Origin of the sequence: Siculibacillus lacustris, from assembly GCF_004328075.1 — a bacterium.
In the GTDB taxonomy this organism is placed as follows: Bacteria; Pseudomonadota; Alphaproteobacteria; order Rhizobiales; family Ancalomicrobiaceae; genus Siculibacillus; species Siculibacillus lacustris.
The window spans coordinates 58,080-83,441 of record NZ_SJFN01000014.1 but is presented as its reverse complement, the minus strand read 5'-3'; the positions used below and the strand labels follow the sequence as shown (position 1 = coordinate 83,441).

The following is a 25,362-nucleotide window of genomic DNA, read 5'->3' as shown; positions in this document are numbered from 1 at the left end:
CCGTATCGGCGCCGTCCCAGTTGCGCGATCGAAGGACCTTTCGCGAGGCGCGACCCACGCGCGCATCGACCGCAGGCCGTCATCCCGGATCGGCGCGACACCCTCGCGGCGATCACGACACAGTTAATCGGAGCTTAGGACAAGCGCCGTAAACCAACCTTTCGGACCTTCGCTCCGAGCGTTGCTTCCGCCCCTTCGTCGCGCGCCCCTCCCGGCGCCCGGGGGTGGTGGCGATGCCCGGCGCGGGGCCGGTTCCACGAGGAGATCTTTTCCATGGCGACGAAGACGGGCGAGCAGGAAGAGACCGAAGTGGTCGTCCCGGAGACCCAGGACGGACCGCTTCTCGATCTGTCGGATGCCGCCGTCAAGCGCATGATCAAGCTCGCCAAGAAGCGCGGCTTCGTGACCTACGACGAGCTCAACGACGTGCTGCCCTCCGAGCAGGTGGCCTCCGAGCAGATCGAGGACATCCTCGCCATGCTCAACGAGATGGGCATCAACGTCGTCGAGACGGAGGAGGCCGAGGAGCAGGAAGAGGGCGCGGCCAAGGCCGAGGACGACGAGCCGGAGAGCGCCGATCTGGTCGAGACGACCTCGGCGGTGCCGGCGCGCACCACCACCGCCCGCGAGCCCGCCGACCGCACCGACGATCCGGTCCGCATGTACCTGCGCGAGATGGGTTCGGTCGAGCTCCTGTCGCGCGAGGGCGAGATCGCCATCGCCAAGCGGATCGAAGCCGGCCGCGAGGCGATGATCGCCGGCCTGTGCGAGAGCCCGCTGACCCTCCAGGCGGTGATCATCTGGCGCGACGAACTCAACGACGGCAAGATTCTGCTGCGCGACATCATCGATCTCGAAGCGACCTACGCCGGGCCCGACGGCAAGAACGCCGGCCCGCCGATGGTGCCGGTCGACGAAGTCGCGGCCGAGACCGAGGAAGAAGTCCCCGAGCCCGAGACGGGCGAAGAGGGCGAGGACGACATGGAGGGCAACGTCTCCCTGTCGGCCATGGAAGCCGAGCTGAAGCCGAAGGTGCTCGAGACCTTCGACCGGATCGCCGACGACTACAAGAAGTTGCACCGCCTGCAGGAGCAGCTGGTCGAAGGCCGGCTGAAGAACGAGACCCTGTCGCCCTCCCAGGAGCGGCGCTACAAGAAGCTCAAGGACGACCTGATCACCGAGGTGAAGGGTCTGTCGCTCAATCAGGCGCGTATCGACAGCCTGGTCGAGCAGCTCTACGACATCAACAAGAAGCTGATGGGCTTCGAGGGGCGCCTCCTGCGTCTCGCCGAATCCTTCAGCGTCGGCCGCGAGGACTTCCTCAAGAACTACCAGGGCTCCGAGCTCGATCCGCACTGGCTGCGTCGCGTCGCCAATCTCGGCACGCGCGGCTGGCGCGACTTCGTCAAGAACGAAGGCGACACGATCAAGGAGTTCCGCGGAGCGATCCAGAATCTCGCCTCCGAGACCGGTCTCGAGATCGTCGAGTTCCGCCGCATCGTCCACATGGTGCAGAAGGGCGAGCGCGAAGCCCGGCAGGCCAAGAAGGAGATGGTCGAGGCCAACCTGCGTCTCGTCATCTCGATCGCCAAGAAATACACCAATCGTGGTCTGCAGTTCCTGGATCTGATCCAGGAGGGCAACATCGGCCTGATGAAGGCCGTCGACAAGTTCGAGTACCGCCGCGGCTACAAGTTCTCGACCTATGCCACCTGGTGGATCCGTCAGGCGATCACCCGCTCGATCGCCGATCAGGCGCGCACCATCCGCATTCCCGTCCACATGATCGAGACGATCAACAAGATCGTGCGGACGAGCCGCCAGATGCTGCACGAGATCGGCCGCGAGCCGACCCCGGAAGAACTGGCCGAGAAGCTCGCCATGCCGCTCGAGAAGGTCCGCAAGGTCCTCAAGATCGCCAAGGAGCCGATCAGCCTCGAAACCCCGATCGGCGACGAGGAGGACAGCCATCTCGGCGACTTCATCGAGGACAAGAACGCCATTCTGCCGATCGACGCGGCGATCCAGAGCAATCTGCGCGAGACGACGACCCGGGTTCTGGCCTCGCTGACCCCGCGCGAGGAGCGTGTGCTGCGCATGCGCTTCGGCATCGGCATGAATACCGATCACACGCTGGAAGAGGTCGGCCAGCAGTTCTCGGTGACCCGCGAACGCATCCGCCAGATCGAAGCCAAGGCGCTCAGGAAGCTCAAGCACCCGAGCCGCAGCCGGAAGCTGCGGAGCTTCCTGGACAACTGAGGCGGCGACGACGCCCACTTCGAAAAACCCCGGTCGAAAGGCCGGGGTTTTTCGGTTTTCGGAGGCGAGGGGGGGCGTCGTTGCAATTTCTGAGCGCATCGCCTACATCACCGCAGGACATCTCCGGGGGGCGGTGGCATGCGCGCGGGCGTGGTGGTTGCGGCGACGATGGCGCTGGCGATCGGTTCGGGGGCGGCACAGGCCGACCCTCAGTGCCGGTCAGGGCGCGACGCGGGAGTTCCCGCGACGACGGTTCCGTTCAAGTCGGGGGAATTTCGGCGGACCGGACCGGCGTTGGCCTGTTCCCTCGCGAAAGAGACCGTCGATCGGATCGGGTCGGGAAACCTCGAGCGATTGGGAAATGCCTGCAATCGCATTGGGCCCCTGGAAATCGCCATGGAACGGAACCAGGTTGCCCCGACCCTCGGAACCGCGCCCTGGAAGGTTCTCCGAAACGATGGTGCGGACGTCGACGTCTACCTCATCCGCGACTCCGCCCAGCCGATACCCGTCGGCTATTGGGTCGTCTCGTCCGTCGGCGGCCGGGTGACGGCGCTGCAGGAGACGGCGGTGCGCGAGGGTTGGGCATCCCCCCTGCCGCATGCCTTCTCATCGATACGGCCGGGGGATCCGGTCCAGCGCGCCCTCGATGTTCTGGGGACGCCGGCCAGAATCTGTACTGGACCCGAGATCAAAGGTGACCTATGGCGGTGGGATCCCTACGGCATCTCCATGGAGATGTCGTCGGGCCGTGTCTTTTCCATTCGGACACAACCGAGTGGCGCCGAACGGCGCCCTTCCATGTAATTCGGGGTCCTGCCCATGTCCTTCCTGAAACGACTGTTCGGCCTGGGTGGCGGTGCCGACGAGGCGGGTGCGGCGGCGCCGAAGGCCGCGGCGAGCCTCGAGCACGAGGGCTACGTGATCCGCGCCACGCCGTTCAAGGACGGCGGTCAGTGGCAATTGTGCGGCGTCATCGCCAAGGAGATCGACGGCACGCTGCGCGAATATCGCTTCGTGCGCGCCGATCGCTTCGGCGACGTCGACACCGCGGTCGAGATGGCCTTCGTCAAGGCGCGCCTGATCATCGCCGAACAGGGCGACCGCATCTTCGGCTGAGGTCCGCTCCTGCCAGCCCGCCGCGCCATCGCCGGAGGATCCTCTCCGCGCTCGAGGGCTCTTGCCGGCGGGGGAGGGGGCGGCCATGCTCGGGGCCCGCCCTCGCGCCGCCTTCCACGGAGACCCCCATGCCGCGCCTCACGCGCCCCGCGCCGCCGCCCGATGCCGATGCCCGCCGCGCCATGCCGCCGGTCGTCACCTATGCGGTCGAGAACCTGCCGCCGGTCGACTTCGCCTTCCTGGCCCGCCTCCGCGAGGGGATGGAGACGATCGACGAGGTGATCGTACCGCCGCGCGAGGCCGGCGCCTTCCGGGTGCCGGCCGGCCACGTCTTCCGGGTGGTGTCGATCGAGGGGCCGCAGGTCGGCGATCTGAACCTGTGGAACGCCGCGGATCCGACCGAGCACTTCTGGTCGGGCAAGACGCGGGCGCTGGCCGGCACTCACGTCGGGGTCGGCGATCGGCTGTGGAGCAATCTGCCGCATCTGAGGCCGCTCGCCACGATCCTCCACGACACGCTCGGCTGGTACGGGTTCGACGCCGACGGGGCGGGGGTCCACGACGTAATCGGCACGCGCTGCGATCCCTATACCAACCGCCTGCTGACCGGCACCGACTATCACCACTGCTGCCATTCGAACCTGACCCGGGCCTTTGCGGGCGCGACCGGGCGCAGCCTCGCCGAGGCCGAGCCCTTCGTCCACGACGTCCTCAACGTCTTCATGTGCACCGGCTTCACGGCCGACACCCATCGCTATTTCATGAAGGCGAGCCCGGTGCGGCCGGGGGATTTCCTGGAGATCTTCGCCGAGATCGATCTCCTGGGCGCGATTTCGGCCTGCCCGGGCGGCGATTGCGGCTCGACCCATTCGAGCGATGCGGTGCGCTGCCATCCCCTGCGCGTCGAGATCCTGCGGCCGCGCCCCGAGGCGCTGCGCGGCTGGGCACCGGCGGTCGCCAACCCCTACCCGCGCAGCCACGGGGTGACGGGGTGAGCCGGGGAACGGCGCGCGGCGAGGCCGCCGAGATGGCGATTTCGGCTGCAACCGATCTGTGTTACCCCTGACCCTGCGTCGCTCGACCATGGGGGGCGACGACAACCCGAGGTGGACGTCATCGTGGCCAGTGAAGTGAACACCGACGAACCGCGCGGCGAACTGACCGTCCGAGTGATTGCCATGCCCGCCGACACCAACGCCAACGGCGACATCTTCGGCGGCTGGGTGCTGAGCCAGATGGACTCGGCCGGCGGCATCGCCGGGGTCGAGCGGGCCAAGGGCCGGGTGGTGACGGTCAAGGTCGACGCCATGACCTTCCACCGGCCGGTCAAGATCGGCGACGTGCTCTGCGTCTACACCGAAGTGGAGAGCGTCGGGCGCACCTCGATGAAGATCCACATCGAAGCCTGGTCGAAGCGTTTCCTCACCCATGTGCGCGAGAAGGTCACCGACGCCACCTTCATCTTCGTGGCGATCGACGACGCCGGCCGGCCGCGGGTGATTCCGGCCGACGACTGATCGGCGGCGCGGCCGTCTTCCGCCCGCGGCGGTGCGGGCCTTTCCCGGAGGTTCGCGAGATGAGCTGGGAATTCCTCGTCACCACGCTGATCGTCGTCGCCTCGCCGGGCACCGGCGTCGTCTATACGCTGGCCGCCGGGCTGGCGCGGGGGCGGCGGGCGAGCCTCGTCGCGGCTCTCGGCTGCACGCTCGGCATCCTGCCCCATCTCGCCGCGGCGATGGTCGGGCTGGCGGCGGTGCTGCATGCCTCGGCGGTGGCCTTCGCGGTGGTGAAATATGCCGGCGTCGCCTACCTCCTGTGGATGGCCTGGCACACGCTCGGCGAACGCGGCGGCCTCACCGTCGCGGCAGGCGACGACCGGCGCTCGTCGGGCCGGGTGGTGATCGACGGGATCGTCGTCAATCTGCTCAATCCGAAGCTGTCGATCTTCTTCGTCGCCTTCCTGCCCCAGTTCATGGCGCCCGAGGATGTTCACCCGCTCGCCACCATGGCGGCGCTCGGCGGGATCTTCATGGGCGTCACCTTCGTGGTCTTCGCGATCTACGGCGCCTTCGCCGCCGCGATGCGCTCGCAGGTGATCGGCCGCCCGGCGGTGATGGCGTGGCTCCGGCGGTCGTTCGCCGCCGCCTTCGTGATGCTCGGGGCCAAACTGGCGATCACCGAGCGCTGAGGCCGCGGATCGCGCCCCTCGAGACACGAGAGCCCCGCACCTGGGGTGCGGGGCTCGGGGTCGTGGGTCGGTGTCACGGGGGCTCAGTGGCCGGTGGAGCGGGCATTGCGCTCGATCAGCAGACGATCGACGTCGGTGAGGCCGGGGGCGTCGGAGACGATCGCGCTCGGGGCCGGATCGGCTTCGGCGACGCGGATCGCCGTTTCGGCTTCGGCGGTGGCGGCTGGTTCGAGGCGCACCCGGGTGACCCCGGAGCGGATGAAGCCGAGGGCTTCGGCGGCGCTGCGCGACACGTCGATGATGCGCGAGCGCACGAAGGGTCCGCGATCGTTGACGCGGACCACGACGCTGCGGCCGTTGGCGAGATTGGTGACCTTCAGGCGAGACCCGAAGGCGGCGCTGCGATGGGCGGCGGTCAGGGCGTGCATGTCGAAGCGCTCGCCCGAAGCGGTCGGCCCGCCGTTGTGTTCGCGGCCGTAGAACGAGGCCATGCCTTCGACCGTTGTGCGGCCGGGCGATCCGGCGAGGGCGGCAGAGGCGCCGCAGGCGACGAAGCCGGAGGCCACGAAGCTCGAGGCCACGAAGGCGCGACGCAAAGCTCCGCCTCGCCGCAACGCGGCGCCGGTTTTGTGAAGTGTCATGCTATTCCCTCCGATGATGCGCCGGGCGGGTCACGCGGACCTTCTTTCCCGGTGCCATGGGCGACGGTGGCGACCCGGCATCACGCGCGGGGAATGGTCGCCGTCCGTCTCGTCGATGGCCGTCCTCGGGGTCGCACACCCACGAGCGGATCCATCGGCTCTGGGCCGGACCGGACGATTCGGACGTCCGCCGGCGCCTCGGAGCGCGCCTCGGCGCTCCCTTCGCCCCGGCCGCGGCCTGTGGCCGACGGTGGGCGGAAACTCGTGTGTGTCGCCCCGCCTAGGGGGCGACGATCGGACCCGAAGGGGCCGTGACGCGGAAGGATGTGGAGCGGTGGCGGGCGGGTTCGGCGGACGCGAGGACGCGGGAGGGGGAGAGCGCCCTCGGACGATGGCCACTGCCGACGACGGGCTGCCGTCGACGACGTTCGATCTCCGGATCTCGCATCCTCGCCTCTCCGTTCGCCGCCAATCCGTACCCTCGCGTTGCGGGCCCTCGCGCTGTGCGGGGGCCGAAATCTCTGATCCGAGCCCGGCGAAACCCTTTCGAAGGCTCCGCGGCGAACTCTCGACGCCCTTTTCGCCGTTTCTCGGCGGCGGAGGGCGGGATGTCGTTCTCGTGACGGTGGGTGAAGAAAGTGTCCTCAGCGTGGCACGGCCTTGTCGGCCCCGGGGGCTCATGCTAGGCACGGCGCGACTCGGAGGGCGCGCGACGCTGGCGCCGGCCCCCCGCCGGGCCCGTAGCTCAATGGTCAGAGCTGGCCGCTCATAACGGTCTGGTTGCAGGTTCGAGTCCTGCCGGGCCCACCAGAGTTCTTCCCATCCGATCACGGCACAGCGCTCGCGCGAGCGGGCGGGCGACGGGGGCGATCCCCTCGCGCCTATGCGACGACGCCCGCGCCGGCGGCCGGGGTGACGGCGGTCGGGCGGGCGTTCGGGGGAGAGCCGCGGCGGCAACCGGGCGACCGACGCGCAGGGCGCCGGCCGCCCGTCCGATCACAGGCGATAGGCCTTCTTGACCAGCCGGTAGGTCAGGTCGTGGGCGACCTCCAGGGCGTCGTCCATGTCGATGCGGTGCTCGGCGACGAGGCGGCCGAGATAACCGCAATCGATGCGGCGGGCGACGTCGTGGCGCGCCGGGATCGACAGGAAGGCGCGGGTGTCGTCGTTGAAGCCGACGGTGTTGTAGAAGCCGGCGGTCTCGGTGACCTGTTCGCGGTAGCGGCGGATGCCTTCCGGGCTGTCGTGGAACCACCACGCCGGCCCCAGCTTCAGCGCCGGATAGTGGCCGGCGAGCGGCGCGAGCTCACGCGAATAGGTGGTCTCGTCGAGGGTGAACAGGATGATGGTGAGGTCGCGCTCGTTGCCGAAGCGGTCGAGCAGCGGCTTCAGATCGTGGACATAGTCGGTCGCCGACGGCCAGTCGTCGCCCTTGGCCTCGCCGAACACCCGCTTGACCAGCTCGTTCTGGCTGCGCATCGCGCCGGGATGGATCTGCATCACCAAGCCGTCGACGAGGCTCATCGCCGCCATCTCGGTGAGCATCTGACCGCGGAACAGTTCGACGTCGTCGGGGGCGGCGTCCCCGGCCATGATCCGCCGGAACAGCGCCTCGGCCTCGTGCCGGGGCAGGTCGGCGGTGAAGGCGGTGGGATGGCCGTGGTCGGTCGAGGTGCAGCCGCCGTATTCGATGAAATAGCGGCGACGGTCGGCCAGCGCCGCGAGATAGCCGTCCCACGAGGCGACGTCGCGGCCGGTGATGCGGCCGAGCTCGGCGACGTCGGCGTGGAAGCGCGGCATGTCGGGATCGCACACGATGTCCGGGCGGAAGGCGGTGACCACCCGGCCGGTCCAGCCGCTGGCGGCGATCGCCCGGTGGTGGCGCAGATCGTCGAGGGGCGTCTCGGTGGTCGACAGGACCTCGATGCCGAAGCGCTCGAAGAGCGCGCGGGGGCGGAACTCGGGGCGCTTCAGGCAGGCGTCGATGTGGTCGTAGATGGCGTCGGCGTTGCCGGCCTCCAGCCGCTCGTCGATGCCGAGCACCTCGTGGAAGGCGTGGGCCAGCCACATGGCGCTGGGGGTGCCGCGCAGGACGTGGAAGTTCTCGGCGAAGCGGCGCCAGATGCGGCGCGGATCGGTCTCGATTCTGCCGCCGTCGATGCGCGGCACGCCGAGGTCCTCCATCTTGACGCCCTGGCTGTAGAGCATCCGGAAGACGTAGTGGTCCGGGACGATGAACAGGCTCGCCGGATCGGCGAAGGGCTGGTTCTCGGCGTACCACGCCGGGTTGGTGTGGCCGTGCGGGCTGACGATCGGCAGCTTCGCGACCGACTCGTAGAGGGTGCGGGCGGCGGCACGGGTGGTCGGATCGGCCGGCAGCAACCGGTCGGGATGGAGCGTGAGCGGACGGGACATGACGGAAACCGATTCCTCTTGGAGTGGAGAACGCCTCAGAAGCCCTGGCTGGCGCCGCCGTCGACCGGCAGCAGCACGCCGGTGACGAAGCGGGCGGCCGGCGACGACAGGAACACCGCCGCCCAGCCGATGTCGTCGGGCTCGCCGAAGCGGCCCATCGGGGTGCGCGACAGGATCTTGGCGGTGCGCTTCTCGTCGCCGGCCAGCGCCTTGCGCAGCATCGGCGACTCGATCCAGCCGGGGGCGACGGCGTTGACCCGCACGCCGTGCTCGGCGACTTCCGACGACAGCGCGCGGACCATGCCGAGATAGGCGGATTTGGCCGCCGAATAGGCGATCACCTGGGTCATGCCGATCAGCGAGGTCATCGAGGCGGTGAACAGCACCGAGCCGTGGCGGGCCGCGATCATGCCGGGCAGGACGTGGCGGGTCAGGTTGTGGGCGGCCAGCACGTGGGTGTTCATGACTTCGGCGAAGGCTTCGACGGTGGTGTCGACCGCCCATTTCTTCAGGTGCACGCCGGCGTTGTTGACCAGGATCGAAATCGGCCCGACCCGCTCGCGGACCCGCGCGACCAGCGCCTCGACCTTGTCGAATTCGGTGATGTCGGCGACCTCGTAGGACGCCGAAGGGCCGATCGCCGCGCAGGCTTCGGCGAGTGGCGCCTCGCGCCGGCCGACCACCACCACGCGCGCGCCGGCCGCGGCCATGCACTGCGCCACGGCGAGGCCGAGGCCGCTGCCGCCGCCGGTGATCAGCGCCACCTCGCCGTCGAGGCGGAACACGCGGCTCGCTTGATCTTCGCTCATTTCTCGCATTCCCGTCTCGTTTGGGGTTCATCCTGATGCTTGTACATCACGAAATATTCGCGGTGCCCGAGCGCCTCGGGGCGGCTCTGGGCGCCGGCGGCGACGGCGCCGATCATGTCGGCGAGTTCGAGGGCGGCGGCGTCGAGGGAGACCGCCCCGGTCAGCACCCGGCCGGCGTCGAAGTCCATGTCCTCGATCATCCGCCGGTAGGTGCGGCTGTTGCCGGTGACCTTGACCAGGGGTGCGACCGGCGAGCCGATGACGCTGCCGCGACCGGTGACGAACAGCACCACCTGGGAGCCGCCGCTGATCAGGTCCATGATCCCTTCGGTGTCGTTGGGATTGGTGTAGCCGAAGCCCATGAAATGCGGGTCGGGCACGCTGTCCATCACCCACAGGCCCGGCCACGGCGGCGTCTCGCCGACCTTGATCACCCCCTGGATCGGCCGGGAGCCGCTCTTGGCGAAGGCTCCCATGCTCTTTTCCTCGATGGTGGTGAGGCCGCCGGCGAAGTTGCCCGGCGACACCGAATATTGGCGCACCTCCTGGCAGTAGCGCACGGCCTTGGCATAGGCCGTCTCGAGCTCGCCGCGGGCGCGGACGTCGACGGCGCGGTCGAAGATGATGTCGGAAAGCCCGATCATCTCGACGATCTCCTCGACGATCGCCGTCCCGCCGGCATCGACCAGACGGTCGAAGAAGGCGCCGACGGTCGGGTTGCCGACCAGGCCCGAGGTGCCGTCCGAGCCGCCGCATTCGCAGCCGATGGTGAGATCGGCGAAGCCCATCGGCACCCGCGGCACTTCGCGGGCGATCTGGGCGCGCAGGTCGGCGACGATCGCCTTGCCCTTGTCGATCGAGCTGCGGGTGCCGCCGACGTCCTGGATGAAGAACGACGCGGCGGGGCGGCCGCTGCGCTCGACCACGTCGGCGATGCGGGCCGGCTGGGTGTATTCGCAGCCGAGTCCGACCGCCAGCACCGCCCCGACGTTGGGGTGGCGGGCGAGCGACAGGATCAGGCGGATCGCGTAAGGGTTGTCGTAGCAGCCGGGGAAGCCGATCACCTGGGTGTCGGGCTCGCCGGCGGCGATCGCCTGGGCGACATGGGCGGCGCATTCGACGGTGTAGATCACCAGCACCAGATTGCGGATGCCCTTGCGCCCGTCGCCGCGCAGGTGGCCGGTCCAGGTGGTTTCGCGCAAGTCATTCATAGCGGGTGTCCGTGGCGGCGCCGGTGTGGAGATCGAGGGTGCCCGAGCGGGCGTCGAAGGCACTGCGGCAATTGTGGAGATGGACCCAGTCGCCACGGCGGATCGGTCGGCTCGCGAGGCCGATGGCGACGCCGAACTTGACCACCGTCGCCCCCTCGGCGATGTCGGCGAGCGCGACCTTGTGACCGAGTTCGATCGGCTCGTTGGCGGTCACGGCGTCGGTCGTGCCGCCGCCCTGCACGGCGATCGGCCCGGCGGGGGCGTCGGCGAGCAAGGTGGCGACGTTGTCGTGCGTATGGATCCGGAAGGCCACGATCGCCATGGTCGCCTCCACCTCACAGGATCCCGTATTTGCGGAAGGCGTCGGTCGACGACAGACCGGCTTCGATCTCCTTGCGCACCAGTTTCTCGCCGCGCGCCTTGGTCAGCGCCCGCTCGATCACTTCGGCCTCGTGGCGCTTGGGCACCACCAGCACGCCGTCGAGATCGCCGAACACCAGATCGCCCGGCTCGATCCACACCGACCCGACCTCGATCGGGCAGCGGTAGTCGACGACCTTGGTGCGCACGCCGGAATCCTGGGCGAAGCGGCCGCGGCTGAACACCGGCCAGTCCTGTTCGAGCACCTGCGGCGTGTCGCGATGGAAACCGTTGATCACCGCGCCGGCGGCGCCGCGGGTGCGGGAAGTGGCGGTGAGGATCTCGCCCCAATAGGCGCAGCGCATGTCGCCGCCGCTGGCCAGATAGATCTCGCCGGGCTGCAACTGGTCGAGCGCCTCGGTGAGCTTGCCGAAGGGCTCTTCCTGGCGGCCGTAGACGTCGATCATCACCACCGGCATGGCGCGGCCGACCAGCTTCATCGTCTCGCGCATCGGCTGGATCGGCTGGGGCAGGAACTGATGGAACAGGCCGAGGTCGTCGAGGATGTCGCCGACCACCGGGGTGTAGAGCTCGGACTTCACGAGGGCGAAGAGTTCCGTATCGGTCATGTCGACTCCATGGATTGCAGAGGCCGGCGGGTCGCATCGGTGCCGCGCCGCTCCCCTCCCGGATCGCGGGCAGGGGGGATGAGGGCGGATCGGCGGCGCCCCGGGGGTCGCGCCACCGCCGTCCGGGGCGACGGACCGAGGGTATCCCCTCCGTCCGCCGCCGTCGCGGTCACTCCGTACCGGCTTCGGTACGGGCGTATTTGGGCAGGATCAGGTGCATGATGAACACCGCGGTCGGGTACATCACCGAGGCCCCGACGAACAGGACCATGTAGTTGCCGCCGGTGGCGTCGAGAATGCGGCCGACGGCCAGCGCCACGAACATGCCGGCGATGCCGGCGGCGAAGCCGCCGATGCCGACCACCGACGAGACGGCGTTGGCCGGGATGGTGTCGGAGACGATGGTGTAGAGGTTGGCGGCGAAGCCCTGATGGGCGGCGGCCGCGAGGCTGATGAGCAGCACCGCCGCCCACATGTTGGAGACCTGCGACACCAGCGCCACCGGCACCACGCAGCCGGCCATGCAGAACATGGCGATGCGGCGGGCCCGGAGGGTGCGCATGCCGCCCTTGATCAGATGCGAGGAGATCCAGCCGCCACCGATCGAACCGACGTCGGCGAGGAAGTAGATGGTGACCAGCGGCGCCATGGCGGCCATCAGATTGACGCCGTACTGCTTGTTCAGATAGCCCGGAACCCAGTTGAGATAGAACCACCACACCGGGCTCGACATCAACATGCCGACCAGATAGGCCCAGGTGCCGCGATAGGTCAGCAGCGACAGCCACGGAACCTTGGTCTCGGCGATGATCGGGTCGGAGCGGACATAGGCCAGCTCGGCGGCCGACAGCAGCTTCTGCTGCTCGGGGTGCTCATAGAGGATGCCCCAGGCCACCACCCAGATGAAGCCGAGGGCGCCGACGACGATGAAGGCGAGCTGCCAGCCGACCAGGGCGACGATCAGCGGCAGGATGATCGGCGTGACCACCGCGCCGATGTTGGAGCCGGCGTTGAACAGGCCGGTCGCCAGCGCCCGCTCCTTGGCCGGGAACCATTCGCGGATGGTGCTGATCGACGCCGGGAAGTTGCCGCCTTCCATCAGGCCGAGGCCGCCGCGGGCGACCTTGAAGCCGAGGACGGTCGACATCAGGCCCTGCAGGCAGGCGAAGATCGACCAGCCGACGACGGCGATCGGCAGGCCGATCTTGACGCCGACCTTGTCCATGAAGCGGCCCATGCCGACGTAGCCGAGCGCATACATCAGGGAGAAGGCCGCGACGATGTCACCGAAATCGGTCTCGGTCCACACCAGATCCTTCATCAAGAGCGGTTTCAGGAGACCGAGAACCTGGCGATCCATGTAGTTGATGGTGGTCGAAAAGAACAGAAGGGCGCAGATCGTCCATCTGTAGTGTCCAACTTTCTCGACCACCTTGGCGGTGAGGCCGGATGGCGCCAGACTCTCGATTCGAGACATTTCAGACTCCCTGTCGTTCGATCTTGAGATCTTGTTTCCTGGCGGCGCTCGCCGAACGGGAGGCGGTCTCACGGGGGATCCGAGTCCGGTGGCGCCAAAGGCTGTATGACAGGTTTGATCTCTAGGCCGTCCCAACCTGTCAGGCAAGTTGGTAATTCATCTATCTCCGCGACGGTTGGTCTGCGCTAAACTCCGAGGAGAGGGCTTGCGATCGGCGGCGGCTCGGGTTCGGATGGCGATCGCACAACGACAGGGAATTCATCGCGTGCTCGAACCCATCAAGACCCCCTCCGAGGACTCGGCGCCCGCCCGCCGCGAAGGCGGGGAATCGCGCGCCGATCAGGTGGTCGCCTACCTGCGCGACCACATCGCCGCCCACCGGTTGCGACCGGGATCGCGGCTGCCCAGCGAATCGGTGATCGGCGCCAGTCTCGGCATCAGCCGACCGATCGTCCGCGAGGCGATGCGGACGCTCGCCGCCACCGGTCTGATCGAGATGGCGGTCGGCAAGCGCGCGACGGTCAGCCCGCTCGACGGCGCGACCTTGCGCAACGTCATCGAGAACGCCGTGCTGATCGGTCAGGCCGACGTCGGTCACGTCATGGAGATGCGGCGCGGCATCGAGATCGCCATGGTCGCGGTCGCCGCCGAGCGCTGCACGCCGGAGACTGCCGCGGCGCTGGAGGCGATCGTCGCCGAGATGGCCGGCAAGCTCGACGACGTCGTGGCCTACACCACGCTCGACATGCGCCTGCATCTGACCTTGGCCGAAGCCGCCGACAATCCGCTCTATCTGATGCTGGTCGAGGCCTTCCGGCAGATCTTCCAGACGTCGATGATGATCGGCATCGAGCGCTGGGCCGAGACGCCCGAGTTGAACCGGGTGCAGCAACTGCACGAGGAGATCGTCGCGGCGGTGGTCGCCGGCGATCCGGCGGCGGCGAGCACCGCGATGGCCCAGCATTTCGACAACGCCATCCGGGTGATGTTCGCCACCACGGCGCAGGCGCCCGGCGGCGACGGGCCGACTTCGGGCGCCTGAGCGGTGGCGACGATGCCGCCTCGACGGCGCGGCGCGATCGGATAGGATCGGGCGATCGGGGCGCGCGCCTCGGGGAGACGCCACCGTGCAGCGACTGACCGTGACCTTCGACGACGATCTGATGGGCGAGATCGACCGGTTCATGGAGTCGCGCGGCTATTCCAACCGCTCCGAGGCGCTGCGCGACCTCGCCCGGGCCGGGTTGGTGCAGGCCGGCGAGGGGGTCGACGAGACCCGCGACTGTCTGGCGCTGCTGGTCTACGTCTACGAGCCCGACACCCGCGAATTGCCCAAGCGCCTCGCCGCGGCGCAGCTCGAGCGCCGCGATCTCGTCGTGACGACACTGCAGCGGCCGCTCGACGCCGACCGTTTCGTGCAGGTGGCCCTGCTCGAGGGGGCGACCACCGAGGTCCGGGCCTTTTCCGAACGGATCACCGCCGAGCGCGGAGTGAAGAACGGTCGGCTGGTGGTGGTGCCGAAGACCGGCGCCGACTGACCGGTTCGGCCACGCCTTCATCGCGATGGGGATGGCGAACCGATCCGAACCGGATAAGGTCGCCATCCGTAGTTTCCCGAGGAATCGGGACATCGCCAACGAGGTCGCCCATGTCACCCCACGCTCTGATCGAAGCCCATCGGGGGCTCGCCATGCTCGCCGTCCTCGCCACCGTCGGCTGGGCCGCCGCGGCCCTGTTCACGCCGCTCGCCAGCGGCGGGCTCGGGCGGCTCCACCGTCTGTCCTATGTCGCGGCGATGGCGACGACCGGTCTCGCCGGGCTGACCGGGCTCGTGGTGGTGGTGCTCGGCACCGCCCCGGCGGCGCTCTATCCGTGGTTCGGTCTGGTGGCGATCATCGGTCACGGCGTCGCCGGGGCGCGGGCGCGCCGGGCGCTGGTGGTCGGCCGGCGCGACACGGTGGTCGCCGGGGTGGCGGTCCAGGGCCTGCTGCTGCTCGCCGCCTATGGGGTCATGACCGTCAAGCCGTTCTGACCCGCGCCGCGTCTGTCCCGCGGCGTTTCGCCGCCGGGGCCGCGGTCCGAAATGCCGACGCCGGCCGGAGGGGGCTCCGCGCCGGCGTCGTCGTGTCGTCTCATGCAGGCTCAGCCGAGCCCTTCGAGGACGCGCAGCAGCGCGAGCTGGCCGGGATCGTCGAGGCCGACGCTCTTTTCCGCGAAGATCCGGGCGCGGCCGATCTTGGCCGGCCAGGTGCGGCAGGTCGCCATGGTCTCGGTGACCGCGGTGCGCGCCGCGGCGAGGATCGCATGGGGATCGTCGAGACCGGCGGTGGCCCTTGCGGCGGCATCGAGGGTGTCGAGCACCGTCTTGTCGCCGAGCGAGGCCTTGCCGCGGCTGCGCATCTGCTCGAAGGCGGCGGCGAGCAGCGCCGACATCTCGGTCCACGGCACTTCGGTGCGGCCGCGGGTCAGCTTGGCCGCAGCCATCAGGCCCGAGGCGACGAGGGTGCCGTAGCTCGATCCGGAGACACGGGTGAAGGCCTGGGCGACCTTCATCAGCGCTTCGCCGATCTCCGGCGGCAGCTCGCCGAGGATCGCCTTCACCTCGCGGCCGCCGCGCACCATGGTGATGCCGAGATCGCCGTCGCCGAGCTGGCCGTCGAGGGTGTTGAGCTCGTCGGCGACGATCTCCATGTGGTCGGCGATGCGGCCGAGGCCGGCGGCGAGTTCGGCTCTGGTCAAGGTCATCGTCACACTCTCCAGAAGGCGCAGGCGGCCGGCGCGGTGAGGTAGCCTTCCAGGCGCGGGTCGAGGCGGCACAGGGTGAAGGACACGCCGGTCATCTCCATCGAGGTGGCGTAGCGGCCGATCAGCGGCATGACGATGGTGCCGCCGGCGGCGTCGATGCGGGCCTTGACCCGGCGATAGAGGATGTAGAGCTCTTCCGGCGGGGTGGCGCCGAGCGAGTTGACCATCACCGACAGCCGTTCGCCCTTCTCGACCGGGCGGTCGGCGAGGAGGATGTCGAGCATCTCGTCGGCGATGGCGTCGGCGCCGACCAGCGGTCCGATGCGCACGCCCGGCTCGCCATGGATACCCATGCCGATCTCCATCTCGTTCTCGCCGATCGAGAAGGTCGGCTTGCCGGCCTGCGGCACGACGCAGGGAGTCAGCGCCACGCCGACCGAGCGGCAGGCGTCCGCCGCGGCCTGCGCCACCTCGGTGACGGCGTCGAGATCGAGCCCGGCTTCGGCGGCCGCGCCGGCGATCTTGAAGGCGTAGACCATGCCGGCGACGCCGCGGCGCTTGTGGGCTTCGGCGGTCGGGGCCGAGGCGACGTCGTCGGCGACGATCACCGTGGTGGTCCGGATGTCCTCCATCTCGACCACGTCGCCGGCCATGTCGAAGTTCATGATGTCGCCGCCGTAGTTGCCGTAGAGGCGGAGCACGCCGGCGCCGGCATTGGCCGCACGGATCGAGTCGGCCATCTGATCGACGCTCGGCGAAGCGAAGACGTCGCCGACCGCGCAGGCGTCGAGCAGGCCGGGGCCGACGTAGCCGGTGAACACCGGCAGATGGCCGGAACCGCCGCCGGTGACGATGCCGACCTTGCCGGGCTTCGGCGTGCCGGCGCGGGCGATGACGCGGCCGTTGGCGCCGAGGCGGCGGTAATATTCGGGATGGGCGGCGACCAGCCCCTCCAGCAGTTCGTCGACGTAAGAGTAGGGGTCGTTGAGGATCTTCTTCATGGGACGTTTCCTGTGGTTGGACGGCCGGGGTTCGCTCCCGGCATTCTTGTGGTTCAGCGACGGTGGCGGACGAGTTCGAAGGTGTTGACGACCATGACGATCAGCAGCAGGCCGCCCCAGATGAACTCGCGGGCGAAGTTGGAGACCTGCAACATGTTGAGCCCACTCGACAGGAACTGCAGCGACAGCACCGCCAGCACCAGACCGGAGACCTTGCCGAAGCCACCGTTCGGATTGATGCCGCCGAGCACGCAGATCAGGATCGACAGCAGCATGTAGGACGAGCCGTAGTCGGCCTTGGCGGAATTGGCGCGGCTCATCACCACGAGGCCGGCGAGCGCGGCGAGCATGCCCGACAGCACGTAGGTCTTCACGGTCACCATGAAGTCGTCGATGCCGGCGAAGCGGCTGGCGAGCGGGTTGGTGCCGAGCAGTTCGATGCGGATGCCGTAGGCGGTGCGGCCGAGCAGGAAGGCGACGCCGACGGCGGCGACGGCGAACAGGATCAGCGGCACCGGCACGATCCCGAGGCTGCCGTTGCCGATGATCGCGAAGGCGGCCGGGAAGCCGAGCACGGCGCTGCCGCCGGTGATGGCGACGCCGAGGCCGGTGTAGATCAGGCCCGAGCCGAGGGTGGCGAGGATCGGCGGCAGGGCGAAACGGCCGATGGTCAGGCCGTTGATCACCCCGCAGACCGCGCCGACGGCGAGCGACACGACGATCGCCGCGCCGATCGCCAGGGTCGCGGTGCCGGCCGAGGCCTCGGGGCCGGCGGCGTGGAGGGCGAGGCCGGCGAGAATCGCCGAGAGATTGGCGATGCCGACCACCGACAGGTCGATGCCGCCGGTCAACATCGCCAGCATCATCGCCAGCGACAACAATGCGAACTCCGGAAACTGGAAGGCCATCGAGGTCAGATTGCCGACCGAGACGAAGCGCGAGGGCGCGAGCAGCGCCAGGGCGACGAAGATCAGCACGGTGATCACCGCCAGGCGACCGATCGGCGAGGCGAGGAGGCGGAACGTCGGCGAGGCGGTCCGCCGCAGCGTGGCATCGGGGGTCGGTCCGGCGCCGTCGAGGGGCTCGTTCATGGCCATCTCCTTCACCCTGCCCGCAGCGCGGTCCGGCGCGCCTGCCAGGCGGGGACACCGGTGCCGACCAATATCAGAGCGCCGATCACCACCATCTGCCAAGTCGAGGGAATACCGAGCAGGATCAGGCTGGTGTTGACGAGCACGATGAGCACGACGCCGAGCAGCGTGCCGGTGATGGTGCCGTAGCCGCCGGCCAGCCGGGCGCCGCCGAGGACCACCGCGGCGATCACCGACATTTCGAGCCCGACCAGATCGAAGGGATTGGCGACGCGTGCGAGCGAGGCGTGGATGATGCCGGCGAGACCGGCGAGCGCGCCGACATAGGCATAGACGAAGGTCTGGACGGCGCGCACCGGGATGCCGATGCGCCGGGCGCTCTCCGGCGAGCCGCCGATCGCGAAGATCGAGCGGCCGAGGGTGGTGTACTGGAGCAGCACCCAGGTCACGGCGACGACGCCGACCAGCGCCGCGAAGGCCCAGGGCAGCGAGAAGAAATAGCCCTCCGCGGTGGTGCCGCGGATCATCACCAGACGGGCGAATTCCTTGAGGCCCACCGGCAGATTGGAGATCAGGGTCGAGCCGACGAAGGTGAGCAATACGCCGCGGATCACCGACAGGGTGCCGAGGGTGACGATCAGGGTCGGCAGACCGAAGCCGGCGATGAACAGGGCGTTGACCAGACCGAGCGCCGTGCCGATGGCGATCGACAGCAGGAACGCCGCCCACCACGGCACCGGCACGCCGAGGCGGGTGAGGATCAGGGTGGTGGTGTAGAGCGAGAACACCGCGATGCCGGTGAAGCTGACGTCGATGCCGCCGGAGATCAGCACCAACAGCACGCCGATGGCGAAGATGCCCATGACGATCGAGTTGCGCAGCAGATCGAACAGGGTCGGCAGCGACAGGAAGCTCGGCGCGACCAGCGCGGTGACCGCCGAGAAGGCGAGAATCACCAGGACCAACAGGGTCTCGTTGCGACCGAAGTCGATCCGGGCGAGGAGCGAGGGGCGGGACGTGCCGGGCATCGGGTCTTCCTTCCGGCTCAACTGGCGAGACGACGAGCGAGATCGGCCTCGCCGATCGCCCCGCCGGCGAAGGTGTCGACGATCCGTCCGGCCTTCATCACCAGGATGCGATGGCTGACGGCGAGGATCTCGGGCACGTCGTCGGAGATGACGATCAGCCCCATGCCGGCGGCCGCGAGGCCGGCGACGATGGCGTGGATGTCGCTCTTGGAGCCGACGTCGACGCCGACGGTCGGGCCGTTGAGGATCAGGATCTTGGGGTTGGTGGCGAGCCAGCGGGCGAGCACGACGCGCTGCTGGTTGCCGCCCGACAGGGACTGCACCGGGGTCGCGGCGTCGGGGGCGGCGATGCGCAGCCGCTCCAACCACTGGTCGATCTCGGTGGCATAGGCCGGGCGGTCGAGGATGCCGGCGAAACCGGCGTGGGCGTCGAGCCGGCCGACGGCGATGTTGCGGCCGATCGACTGGGCGAGGAACAGGCCCTCGGTGAGGCGATCTTCCGGCACGTAGCCGATGCCGGCGGCGATCGCCGCGCGCGGCGAGCGGATGGCGATGTCGCGGCCACAGATCCGGATCGTGCCGGAATCGATCGGGGTCAGGCCGAACAGCGCCTTGGCGAGTTGGGTGCGCCCCGAACCGAGCAGGCCGGTGATGCCGAGGACCTCGCCGGCGTGGAGGGTGAAGCCGACGTCGTCGAGCTGGCCGGCGCGGGTGAGGTGGGCGGCCTCCAGGATCGGCGGCGCATCGGTCGACCCGGGGGTCGGCGGTGCCGGTTCGAAGCGGCGGCCGGTCATGTGGAAGGCGAGGGTGGCGGGGTCGAATTCGGCGGCCGGGGCCTCGATCACCTTGCGACCGTTGCGCAGGACGACGATCTTCTCGCAGACCTCGAAGATCTCGGCGAGCTTGTGGCTGACGAACAGCACGGCGACGCCGTCGCCCTTGAGGCGGCGGATGATGGCGATCAGGGCGCGGACCTCGCGTTCGGTCAGCGCGCTGGTCGGTTCGTCCATGATGATCAGACGGGCGTCGGAGACCAGAGCGCGCGAGATCGCCACCAGTTGCTTGTCGGCGACCGCCAGTTTCTCGACCGGCGTGTCGAGGTCGATGGTCACGCCGACTCGGGCCAGCGCCGCGGCGGCGATTTCGCGCATGCGGCCGCGCCGGACCCAGCGGCTGCCGGCGGCGAGGCTGGTGGAGAAGGCGATGTTCTCGGCGACCGTCAGGTTGGGGAACAGCGAGAAGTCCTGGAAGATCACCTGGATGCCGGCGGCGACCGCGGCGCGGGGGCCGAGCCGGTGGTGGACGCGGCCGTCGATGGTGATGGTGCCGTCGTCGGGGGCCTGGGCCCCGGCGAGGATCTTGATCAGGGTGGACTTGCCGCTGCCGTTCTCGCCGGCGAGGCACACGACCTCCCCCGGCGCGATGGAGAAGCCCACGTCGGTCAGAGCCTTCACGCCGGCGAAGGTCTTGACGAGGTGATCGAGTACGATGAAGGGAGCCGGCACGTCGGGCATGGCTGTGGCGCATCCTCGGGCGGGACCAGGGACCATCCGACCGCGCGGGGTGCGCGGCCGGAGGCTCGTGGCGAGAGGGGTAGAGGCGATCCGTCAGAACGGATACTTCGACGCGTTCTCCTTGGTCACGTCGATCCACGCCTGACCGTAGATGACGTTGCCTTCGATGGTGATCTTGCCGTAGCCGGGCACCTTGAGGTCCTGGCCGGCGGCGGGCTTCTTGCCGTTCAGCAGGTCGACCGCGATCGTGTCCATGGCGTAGGCCGCGTCGGCCGGATCCCAGAACGAGATCATGTCGACGGCGCCGGTCTCGAGGTACTGGGTGGAGATCGAGGGCAGCGAGGTGCCGACCACGCAGGTGTCCTTCGACATGCCGCGTTCCTCGAGGGCGAGGCCGATGCCGGCGACGTCGGTCGAGGCGGAGCCTTCGAAGCCGCGGACGTTCGGGAAGGCGCGCAGCAGTTCCTGGGTCTTGGCATAGGCCTGCTGCTGGTCGTCGAAGGTCTCGTTCTTCGAACCGACCATCTTCATGTTGGGATAGTTCTTCTTCTGATAGGCGATCGCCGCGTCGACCCATTCGTTGTGCGACTTGGAGGTCAGCGAGCCGACGAAGGTGGCGTATTCGCCCTTCTCCTTCATGCAGGCGGCGAGCGCCTTCATGAAGTGCTCGCCATAGGCGGCGTTGGAGAAGGCTTCGAGGTCGTAGTCGACGTTCTTCAGGCCGGCGGCTTCGTGCGAGATCACCTTGATGCCCTTGTCACGGGCCTTCTTCAGCACCGGCTCGAGCGCTTCCGGCGAGAAGGGCACGACTGTCAGGGCATGGACGCCCTTGGCGATCTGATCTTCGATGATCTGGACCTGGATCTGGGCGTCGGCCTTCGGCGGGCCGACCTGATAGGCGTTCATGCCGGTGGCCTGGGCGAACTTCTTGACGCCCTGTTCCATGCGGTCGAACCACTGGATGCCGCTGATCTTGACGATCGTCGGGATGGTGTACTTGGTGTCGGCGGCGGAGGCGACCGAGCCGACCACGGCGACGGTGAGCGCGAGGGCACTCGAGGTGAGCAGGAGCTTCTTGAGCATGGCGTTTTCCTCGGCCGTTTCTGGATCGACGTCGTCCGTCCGGTGAAGGCGGTGCGCGTCTTGCGTCGGCGGCCCACGGCCACGGATCCGCGACGTTCTTCGTGGCTCAGGCGAGGCCGGACATCTCGAACATCATCCGGTGCAGCGCCGAAGCGTTGAGCTTGCCGAGGCCGCGGTTCATCGCGGCCTGGTAGAGTTCGCCGATCACCGCGGAATTGGGTGTCGGAACCGCCAGCGAGCGGGCGTAGGCGCCGATCAGGCGGGCGTCCTTGAGCATGTGCTCGAGGTAGAAGCTCGGGGCGAAGTCGCCCGCGAAGGAGGCGCGGCCGACGCCGCGGATCAGCGCCGAGGAAAAGTCGGTGACGTCGAGCACCGACATCACCGCGTCCGGCGCGAGCCCCGCTTTGCGGGCCATCGACAGGGCCTCGCCGAGCGAGGCCATTTGTGCTGCGACCAGCAGGTTGCCGACCAGCTTCATGCTGGCGCCGGCCGGGGAGGGACCGAGCCGGTGGACGGTGGCGGCCATGGTCGCGAGGATCGGGCGGATCTCTTCGAAGCGGGCTTCGTCGCCGCCGCACACGAAGTCGAGCCGGCCGTCCCAGGCCTCGCCCTTGGAGCCGAACACCGGCGTGTCGAAATAAATGAGCCCGCGGGCGGCCGCCGCCGCCGCCAGTTCGGCGGTGAGGTGGGGATCGGTGGTGGTGGCGTCGGCGATCAGGGTGCCGGGAGCGGCGCTCTCGAAGACGCCGCCGGGGGCGGTCAGCGTCGCCCGCTGAGCGTCGGGCCCGGTCAGGCAGATCATCACGAAGGGCTTGCCCGCCACCGCCTCGGCGATCGTGGCGGCGAGCGGCAGGCCGGCGAGTTGCGGCGGCAGAGCGCGGGCGGTGCGGTTCCACGCCGTCACCCGGTGCCCGGCGGCCACCAGGTTGCGGACCATGCCTCGGCCCATGATGCCGAGGCCGATGAACCCGATGTCCACGGCTGGTTGCGTCATCGTCGTTTCCTCCGTTGCCGCCCCCGATCTTGCGCCGGGGGTCGGCCGTCCTTCAGCGCCGGCCGTTCGAGGCGCGGCTGAATTCGTCGAGTTCGAGTGCGGTGTCGCCGTCGATCACCAGACCGTCGACGACGCCGGAGCGCAGCAGGGCGGTGATCGCCCGGACCTTGCAGATGCCGCCGGCGATCAGCACCACCGGTGTCTCGCGCAGGTCGGCGAGGCCGATCGCCAGCGTGCGCCGCGACAGCGGATGGTCGATCTCGCCGCCGTCGGCGTCGAAGAAGTGGCCGAGGGTGTCGGCGACGGCGCCGGCGGCGTGCAGGCTGGCGAGGTCCTCCTTGGACAACATGCCGCGTTCGGTGAGGAAGGCATCGGCGGCGAGCTCGCCCACGCCGATCATATGGAGGTCGGCGGCGCGGGCCACCGCGAGGGTGCCGGCGACGGTCCGCTGCGACATGAATACGTCGCGGTCGGACTCGGTGTCGGCGACGAAGGGGAGCGCGAGGAAATGACCCTGGCCGCCGACCCGTCCGGCCAGCAGCTGGATCACTTCGAAGGAATTGGAGGCGAGGTTGCGGTCGAGCGAGCCCATCAGCGAGACGAAGCGCGCCTCGGGGTTGCGCACCCCGGTGAGCTGCATCGCCATCTGCTCCAGCGTGCGGCCCCAGCCGACGCCGATGGTCGCCGGGCCCTTCTCGAGCTTGCCTTTCAGAAAATGCGCGGCGGCGGCACCGACGGCGCGGCGGGCCACGGCGGCCTGGAGGGCGGTGGTCTCGCGGCGGCGGCCGATCCGTTCGAAGCCGATCGGCGGGGTGGTGACGCAGAAGTCGAGCCCGAACTGCGCCTCCAGGCGATGCTCGACCTCGAGCAGGCGCACCAGATCGGATTGGATGGTGATGCTGACCAGACCCTTGTCACGGGCCTCCGACAGCAGCCGATTGACCCGCGAGCGATGCAGACCGAGACGTGCCGCGGTCTCCTCCTGATTCAGCCCGCCGACATAGTACAGCCACGCGGCCCGCACCATCAGGGCGTCGTCGGAATCGTGGTTGAGGTCGAGTGCGATCATCGATCGGTGTCCGGTCGGCGGCGCGGCGAGCGTGTCACCTTGACAAATGTCGCGGCTGACGGCAAGTGTTATGTCTATTGTCGTCGTCTACGACAAAAGTGCAGACGAAGCTTCCGGCCGGGTCGATCGCGATCGGCGCGCGCGGGGCGAGGCGACGACACGGAGGACGTGCAGAGACGGTCGCCGATGCGCGCGCGGCGCGACCGACGGGAGGAAGCCATGAGCCTGGTGATCGGCGTCGACGGTGGCACGGAGAGTCTGCGGGCGCGGGTGTTCGATCTTTCCGGGCGATGTCTCGGCACCGCGGCGTCGCCCTACGAGACCCGGTTTTCGGCCGGGGCCCGCGCCGAACAGGATCCCGACGACTGGTGGCGGGCGATCGGCGTGGCGGTCCGCGGCGCGGTCGCCGACGCGGGCGTCGCTCCGACCGAGATCGCCGCGATGTCGCTGGCCACCACCTGCTGCAGCGTCGTGGTGCTCGACGCCGCCGGCCGGGCTCTGCGCCCGGCGATCATCTGGATGGACGTGCGCGCCAGCGCCGAGGCCGACGCGGTGCTGGCCACCGGCGACGAGGCGCTGGCGGTCAACGGCGCCGGTCACGGGCCGGTGTCGGCGGAATGGATGATCCCCAAGGCGCTGTGGCTCGCCCGCAACGAGCTCGAGGTGTTCGCCCGCGCCGTGACGGTGTGCGAATATCAGGATTTCCTGAATCTGCATCTGACCGGACGACGGGTGGCGAGCCTCGACAACGCGTCGATCCGCTGGCACTGGTCGTCGCGGCGGCCCGGCGGGGCGCCGCTCGGCCTGCTGGAGAAACTCGGTTTGTCGGCCCTGGCCGTCAAGTGGCCGGCCGAAGTGCTGGCCCCGGGCGCGCCGATCGGCCCGCTGACCGCGGCCGCCGCGGCCCATCTCGGTCTGCCGCAGACCGTGCAGGTGGTGCAGGGCGGGGCCGACGCACTGATCGGCATGATCGGCCTCGGCGTCGCCCAACCCGGGCAACTGGCGCTGATCACCGGATCGTCGCATCTGCAGTTCGGCGTCGCCGATCGGCCGGTGTCGATCGCCGGCCTGTGGGGCGCCTATCCGGACGCGGTCTATCCCGGGCGCTTCGTGATCGAAGGCGGGCAGACCTCGACCGGATCGATCCTCGCCTGGCTCGGCCGCCTGTCGGGCGGCACCCTCGACTACGCCGCCCTCGAACCGCTGGCGGCGGCGCTCGAGCCGGGCTCGGACGGGCTGTTCGTGCTCGATCACTTCCAGGGCAACCGCACGCCGCACACCGATCCCCTGTCGCGCGGGGCGATCGTTGGGCTGACGCTGGCCCACGGCCTGCCGCATCTGATGCGGGCGGTGATGGAAGGCATCGCCTTCGGCACCCGCGCCATCCTCGACCGCATGGCCGAGGCCGGTTTCACCAGCCGCGAGCTGGTGGTCGGCGGCGGCGCCACCCAGTCGAACCTGTGGCTGCAGATCCACGCCGACGTCGCCGGTCTGCCGGTGGTGGTGCCGGAATCGACCGCGGCGCCGGCGCTCGGTTGCGCGGTGCTGGCCGGGGTCGGGATCGGTGCCTTCGCCACCATCGACGACGGTATCGCCGCGATGGTCCGCCCCGGCCGTCGCATCGAGCCGCGACCGCGGGAAGTCGCGCTCTACGACGCCCTCCATCGCCGCTGGCTCGGGCTCTATCCCGCGCTGAAGCCGTTCCGTCCGTCGTGACGGCGGAACCTCG

25 protein-coding genes and 1 tRNA gene are annotated in these 25,362 nt (G+C 69.2%); 11 read left to right on the top strand and 15 right to left on the bottom strand.

Translation table 11 applies throughout. The features are described 5' to 3' along the window. The first annotated feature begins 273 nt into the window (after positions 1-273). The 6 genes from rpoD to EYW49_RS11090 all read left to right on the top strand — a co-directional run bounded on the left by rpoD (position 274) and on the right by EYW49_RS11090 (position 5,566). Complete coding sequence (rpoD, locus tag EYW49_RS11115; protein WP_131309585.1) at positions 274-2,259, top strand: RNA polymerase sigma factor RpoD; 1,986 nt, start codon at positions 274-276, stop codon at positions 2,257-2,259. Between the two features lie 138 nt (positions 2,260-2,397). Next, positions 2,398-3,066 (top strand): hypothetical protein, encoded by a 669-nt coding sequence (locus EYW49_RS11110; protein WP_131309583.1) that lies wholly within the window; start codon positions 2,398-2,400, stop codon positions 3,064-3,066. Between the two features lie 15 nt (positions 3,067-3,081). Next, the gene (locus tag EYW49_RS11105) at positions 3,082-3,378 is read left to right on the top strand and encodes an HlyU family transcriptional regulator (protein WP_131309581.1); all 297 of its coding nucleotides are present in this window, start codon (positions 3,082-3,084) and stop codon (positions 3,376-3,378) included. A 128-nt stretch (positions 3,379-3,506) separates the two neighbouring features. After that, positions 3,507-4,373 (top strand): urea carboxylase-associated family protein, encoded by an 867-nt coding sequence (locus EYW49_RS11100; RefSeq protein WP_131309579.1) that lies wholly within the window; start codon positions 3,507-3,509, stop codon positions 4,371-4,373. A 183-nt stretch (positions 4,374-4,556) separates the two neighbouring features. Continuing rightward, positions 4,557-4,895, top strand: a complete 339-nt coding sequence (locus tag EYW49_RS11095) for an acyl-CoA thioesterase (RefSeq protein ID WP_206365448.1) — start codon at positions 4,557-4,559, stop codon at positions 4,893-4,895. 59 nt (positions 4,896-4,954) lie between these two features. After that, on the top strand, positions 4,955-5,566 hold the full coding sequence (locus EYW49_RS11090; protein WP_131309575.1) for a LysE family translocator: 612 nt from the start codon (positions 4,955-4,957) through the stop codon (positions 5,564-5,566). 83 nt (positions 5,567-5,649) lie between these two features. Here EYW49_RS11090 and EYW49_RS11085 read toward each other — a convergent pair whose 3' ends face one another. After that, positions 5,650-6,207 (bottom strand): septal ring lytic transglycosylase RlpA family protein, encoded by a 558-nt coding sequence (locus tag EYW49_RS11085; RefSeq protein WP_131309573.1) that lies wholly within the window; start codon positions 6,205-6,207, stop codon positions 5,650-5,652. A 734-nt stretch (positions 6,208-6,941) separates the two neighbouring features. Here EYW49_RS11085 and EYW49_RS11080 point away from each other — a divergent pair. Continuing rightward, a tRNA-Ile gene (locus EYW49_RS11080) sits at positions 6,942-7,017 on the top strand. Positions 7,018-7,203: 186 nt separating this feature from the next. Here EYW49_RS11080 and uxaC read toward each other — a convergent pair. From uxaC to EYW49_RS11050, 6 genes are all read right to left on the bottom strand, one after another. Further along, entirely contained in the window at positions 7,204-8,622 is a 1,419-nt protein-coding gene (gene uxaC, locus EYW49_RS11075; RefSeq protein ID WP_131309571.1) for a glucuronate isomerase, read from the bottom strand. A gap of 35 nt (positions 8,623-8,657) precedes the next feature. Further along, positions 8,658-9,431, bottom strand: a complete 774-nt coding sequence (locus tag EYW49_RS11070; protein ID WP_131309569.1) for an SDR family NAD(P)-dependent oxidoreductase — start codon at positions 9,429-9,431, stop codon at positions 8,658-8,660. Continuing rightward, positions 9,428-10,642: a UxaA family hydrolase gene (locus tag EYW49_RS11065; RefSeq protein WP_131309567.1), complete on the bottom strand. Its 1,215-nt coding sequence runs from the start codon at positions 10,640-10,642 to the stop codon at positions 9,428-9,430. The genes EYW49_RS11070 and EYW49_RS11065 overlap by 4 nt, the downstream gene beginning before the upstream one ends. Further along, positions 10,635-10,964 (bottom strand): UxaA family hydrolase, encoded by a 330-nt coding sequence (locus tag EYW49_RS11060; protein WP_131309565.1) that lies wholly within the window; start codon positions 10,962-10,964, stop codon positions 10,635-10,637. Before EYW49_RS11060 ends, EYW49_RS11065 begins: the two co-directional genes overlap by 8 nt. A gap of 13 nt (positions 10,965-10,977) precedes the next feature. Next, positions 10,978-11,631: an RraA family protein gene (locus EYW49_RS11055; RefSeq protein WP_131309563.1), complete on the bottom strand. Its 654-nt coding sequence runs from the start codon at positions 11,629-11,631 to the stop codon at positions 10,978-10,980. 169 nt (positions 11,632-11,800) lie between these two features. Continuing rightward, positions 11,801-13,108, bottom strand: coding sequence for an MFS transporter (locus EYW49_RS11050; RefSeq protein WP_131309561.1), 1,308 nt, complete (start codon positions 13,106-13,108; stop codon positions 11,801-11,803). A gap of 265 nt (positions 13,109-13,373) precedes the next feature. Between EYW49_RS11050 and EYW49_RS11045 the strand changes: the two genes are divergently transcribed. From EYW49_RS11045 to EYW49_RS11035, 3 genes are all read left to right on the top strand, one after another. After that, complete coding sequence (locus EYW49_RS11045; RefSeq protein ID WP_165498209.1) at positions 13,374-14,150, top strand: FadR/GntR family transcriptional regulator; 777 nt, start codon at positions 13,374-13,376, stop codon at positions 14,148-14,150. 85 nt (positions 14,151-14,235) lie between these two features. Next, positions 14,236-14,646 (top strand): nickel-responsive transcriptional regulator NikR, encoded by a 411-nt coding sequence (gene nikR, locus EYW49_RS11040; RefSeq protein WP_131309557.1) that lies wholly within the window; start codon positions 14,236-14,238, stop codon positions 14,644-14,646. Between the two features lie 110 nt (positions 14,647-14,756). Then, positions 14,757-15,140, top strand: coding sequence for a hypothetical protein (locus EYW49_RS11035; RefSeq protein WP_131309555.1), 384 nt, complete (start codon positions 14,757-14,759; stop codon positions 15,138-15,140). 110 nt (positions 15,141-15,250) lie between these two features. On the opposite strand, the gene EYW49_RS11030 is transcribed toward EYW49_RS11035, so the two are convergent. The 8 genes from EYW49_RS11030 to EYW49_RS10995 all read right to left on the bottom strand — a co-directional run bounded on the left by EYW49_RS11030 (position 15,251) and on the right by EYW49_RS10995 (position 23,633). Continuing rightward, positions 15,251-15,853 carry a dihydroxyacetone kinase family protein gene (locus EYW49_RS11030; RefSeq protein WP_131309553.1) on the bottom strand — a complete coding sequence of 201 codons (603 nt, stop codon included), beginning with the start codon at positions 15,851-15,853 and terminating at the stop codon, positions 15,251-15,253. Between the two features lie 2 nt (positions 15,854-15,855). Beyond that, positions 15,856-16,854, bottom strand: coding sequence for a dihydroxyacetone kinase subunit DhaK (locus EYW49_RS11025; RefSeq protein ID WP_131309551.1), 999 nt, complete (start codon positions 16,852-16,854; stop codon positions 15,856-15,858). Positions 16,855-16,907: 53 nt separating this feature from the next. Beyond that, complete coding sequence (locus EYW49_RS11020; protein ID WP_131309549.1) at positions 16,908-17,945, bottom strand: ABC transporter permease; 1,038 nt, start codon at positions 17,943-17,945, stop codon at positions 16,908-16,910. Positions 17,946-17,956: 11 nt separating this feature from the next. Next, the gene (locus tag EYW49_RS11015; protein ID WP_131309547.1) at positions 17,957-18,973 is read right to left on the bottom strand and encodes an ABC transporter permease; all 1,017 of its coding nucleotides are present in this window, start codon (positions 18,971-18,973) and stop codon (positions 17,957-17,959) included. 17 nt (positions 18,974-18,990) lie between these two features. Next, on the bottom strand, positions 18,991-20,487 hold the full coding sequence (locus EYW49_RS11010; RefSeq protein WP_131309545.1) for a sugar ABC transporter ATP-binding protein: 1,497 nt from the start codon (positions 20,485-20,487) through the stop codon (positions 18,991-18,993). Between the two features lie 93 nt (positions 20,488-20,580). Next, positions 20,581-21,570 carry an autoinducer 2 ABC transporter substrate-binding protein gene (locus EYW49_RS11005; protein ID WP_131309543.1) on the bottom strand — a complete coding sequence of 330 codons (990 nt, stop codon included), beginning with the start codon at positions 21,568-21,570 and terminating at the stop codon, positions 20,581-20,583. 106 nt (positions 21,571-21,676) lie between these two features. After that, the gene (locus EYW49_RS11000) at positions 21,677-22,564 is read right to left on the bottom strand and encodes an NAD(P)-dependent oxidoreductase (RefSeq protein WP_131309541.1); all 888 of its coding nucleotides are present in this window, start codon (positions 22,562-22,564) and stop codon (positions 21,677-21,679) included. 52 nt (positions 22,565-22,616) lie between these two features. Next, complete coding sequence (locus tag EYW49_RS10995) at positions 22,617-23,633, bottom strand: sugar-binding transcriptional regulator (protein WP_228259576.1); 1,017 nt, start codon at positions 23,631-23,633, stop codon at positions 22,617-22,619. Between the two features lie 219 nt (positions 23,634-23,852). Between EYW49_RS10995 and EYW49_RS10990 the strand changes: the two genes are divergently transcribed. Further along, positions 23,853-25,349: an FGGY-family carbohydrate kinase gene (locus EYW49_RS10990; protein WP_131309539.1), complete on the top strand. Its 1,497-nt coding sequence runs from the start codon at positions 23,853-23,855 to the stop codon at positions 25,347-25,349. Positions 25,350-25,362: the final 13 nt, after the last annotated feature.

What these genes read in the sequence shown, in the direction of transcription:
- rpoD (WP_131309585.1), top strand. Translation starts at nt 274, where the DNA reads ATGGCGACGAAGACGGGCGAGCAGGAAGAGACCGAAGTGGTCGTCCCG.
- EYW49_RS11110 (WP_131309583.1), top strand. Translation starts at nt 2,398, where the DNA reads ATGCGCGCGGGCGTGGTGGTTGCGGCGACGATGGCGCTGGCGATCGGT.
- EYW49_RS11105 (WP_131309581.1), top strand. Translation starts at nt 3,082, where the DNA reads ATGTCCTTCCTGAAACGACTGTTCGGCCTGGGTGGCGGTGCCGACGAG.
- EYW49_RS11100 (WP_131309579.1), top strand. Translation starts at nt 3,507, where the DNA reads ATGCCGCGCCTCACGCGCCCCGCGCCGCCGCCCGATGCCGATGCCCGC.
- EYW49_RS11095 (WP_206365448.1), top strand. Translation starts at nt 4,557, where the DNA reads ATGCCCGCCGACACCAACGCCAACGGCGACATCTTCGGCGGCTGGGTG.
- EYW49_RS11090 (WP_131309575.1), top strand. Translation starts at nt 4,955, where the DNA reads ATGAGCTGGGAATTCCTCGTCACCACGCTGATCGTCGTCGCCTCGCCG.
- EYW49_RS11085 (WP_131309573.1), bottom strand. Translation starts at nt 6,207, where the DNA reads ATGACACTTCACAAAACCGGCGCCGCGTTGCGGCGAGGCGGAGCTTTG.
- uxaC (WP_131309571.1), bottom strand. Translation starts at nt 8,622, where the DNA reads ATGTCCCGTCCGCTCACGCTCCATCCCGACCGGTTGCTGCCGGCCGAT.
- EYW49_RS11070 (WP_131309569.1), bottom strand. Translation starts at nt 9,431, where the DNA reads ATGAGCGAAGATCAAGCGAGCCGCGTGTTCCGCCTCGACGGCGAGGTG.
- EYW49_RS11065 (WP_131309567.1), bottom strand. Translation starts at nt 10,642, where the DNA reads ATGAATGACTTGCGCGAAACCACCTGGACCGGCCACCTGCGCGGCGAC.
- EYW49_RS11060 (WP_131309565.1), bottom strand. Translation starts at nt 10,964, where the DNA reads ATGGCGATCGTGGCCTTCCGGATCCATACGCACGACAACGTCGCCACC.
- EYW49_RS11055 (WP_131309563.1), bottom strand. Translation starts at nt 11,631, where the DNA reads ATGACCGATACGGAACTCTTCGCCCTCGTGAAGTCCGAGCTCTACACC.
- EYW49_RS11050 (WP_131309561.1), bottom strand. Translation starts at nt 13,108, where the DNA reads ATGTCTCGAATCGAGAGTCTGGCGCCATCCGGCCTCACCGCCAAGGTG.
- EYW49_RS11035 (WP_131309555.1), top strand. Translation starts at nt 14,757, where the DNA reads ATGTCACCCCACGCTCTGATCGAAGCCCATCGGGGGCTCGCCATGCTC.
- EYW49_RS11030 (WP_131309553.1), bottom strand. Translation starts at nt 15,853, where the DNA reads ATGACCTTGACCAGAGCCGAACTCGCCGCCGGCCTCGGCCGCATCGCC.
- EYW49_RS11025 (WP_131309551.1), bottom strand. Translation starts at nt 16,854, where the DNA reads ATGAAGAAGATCCTCAACGACCCCTACTCTTACGTCGACGAACTGCTG.
- EYW49_RS11020 (WP_131309549.1), bottom strand. Translation starts at nt 17,945, where the DNA reads ATGAACGAGCCCCTCGACGGCGCCGGACCGACCCCCGATGCCACGCTG.
- EYW49_RS11015 (WP_131309547.1), bottom strand. Translation starts at nt 18,973, where the DNA reads ATGCCCGGCACGTCCCGCCCCTCGCTCCTCGCCCGGATCGACTTCGGT.
- EYW49_RS11010 (WP_131309545.1), bottom strand. Translation starts at nt 20,487, where the DNA reads ATGCCCGACGTGCCGGCTCCCTTCATCGTACTCGATCACCTCGTCAAG.
- EYW49_RS11005 (WP_131309543.1), bottom strand. Translation starts at nt 21,570, where the DNA reads ATGCTCAAGAAGCTCCTGCTCACCTCGAGTGCCCTCGCGCTCACCGTC.
- EYW49_RS11000 (WP_131309541.1), bottom strand. Translation starts at nt 22,564, where the DNA reads ATGACGCAACCAGCCGTGGACATCGGGTTCATCGGCCTCGGCATCATG.
- EYW49_RS10995 (WP_228259576.1), bottom strand. Translation starts at nt 23,633, where the DNA reads ATGATCGCACTCGACCTCAACCACGATTCCGACGACGCCCTGATGGTG.
- EYW49_RS10990 (WP_131309539.1), top strand. Translation starts at nt 23,853, where the DNA reads ATGAGCCTGGTGATCGGCGTCGACGGTGGCACGGAGAGTCTGCGGGCG.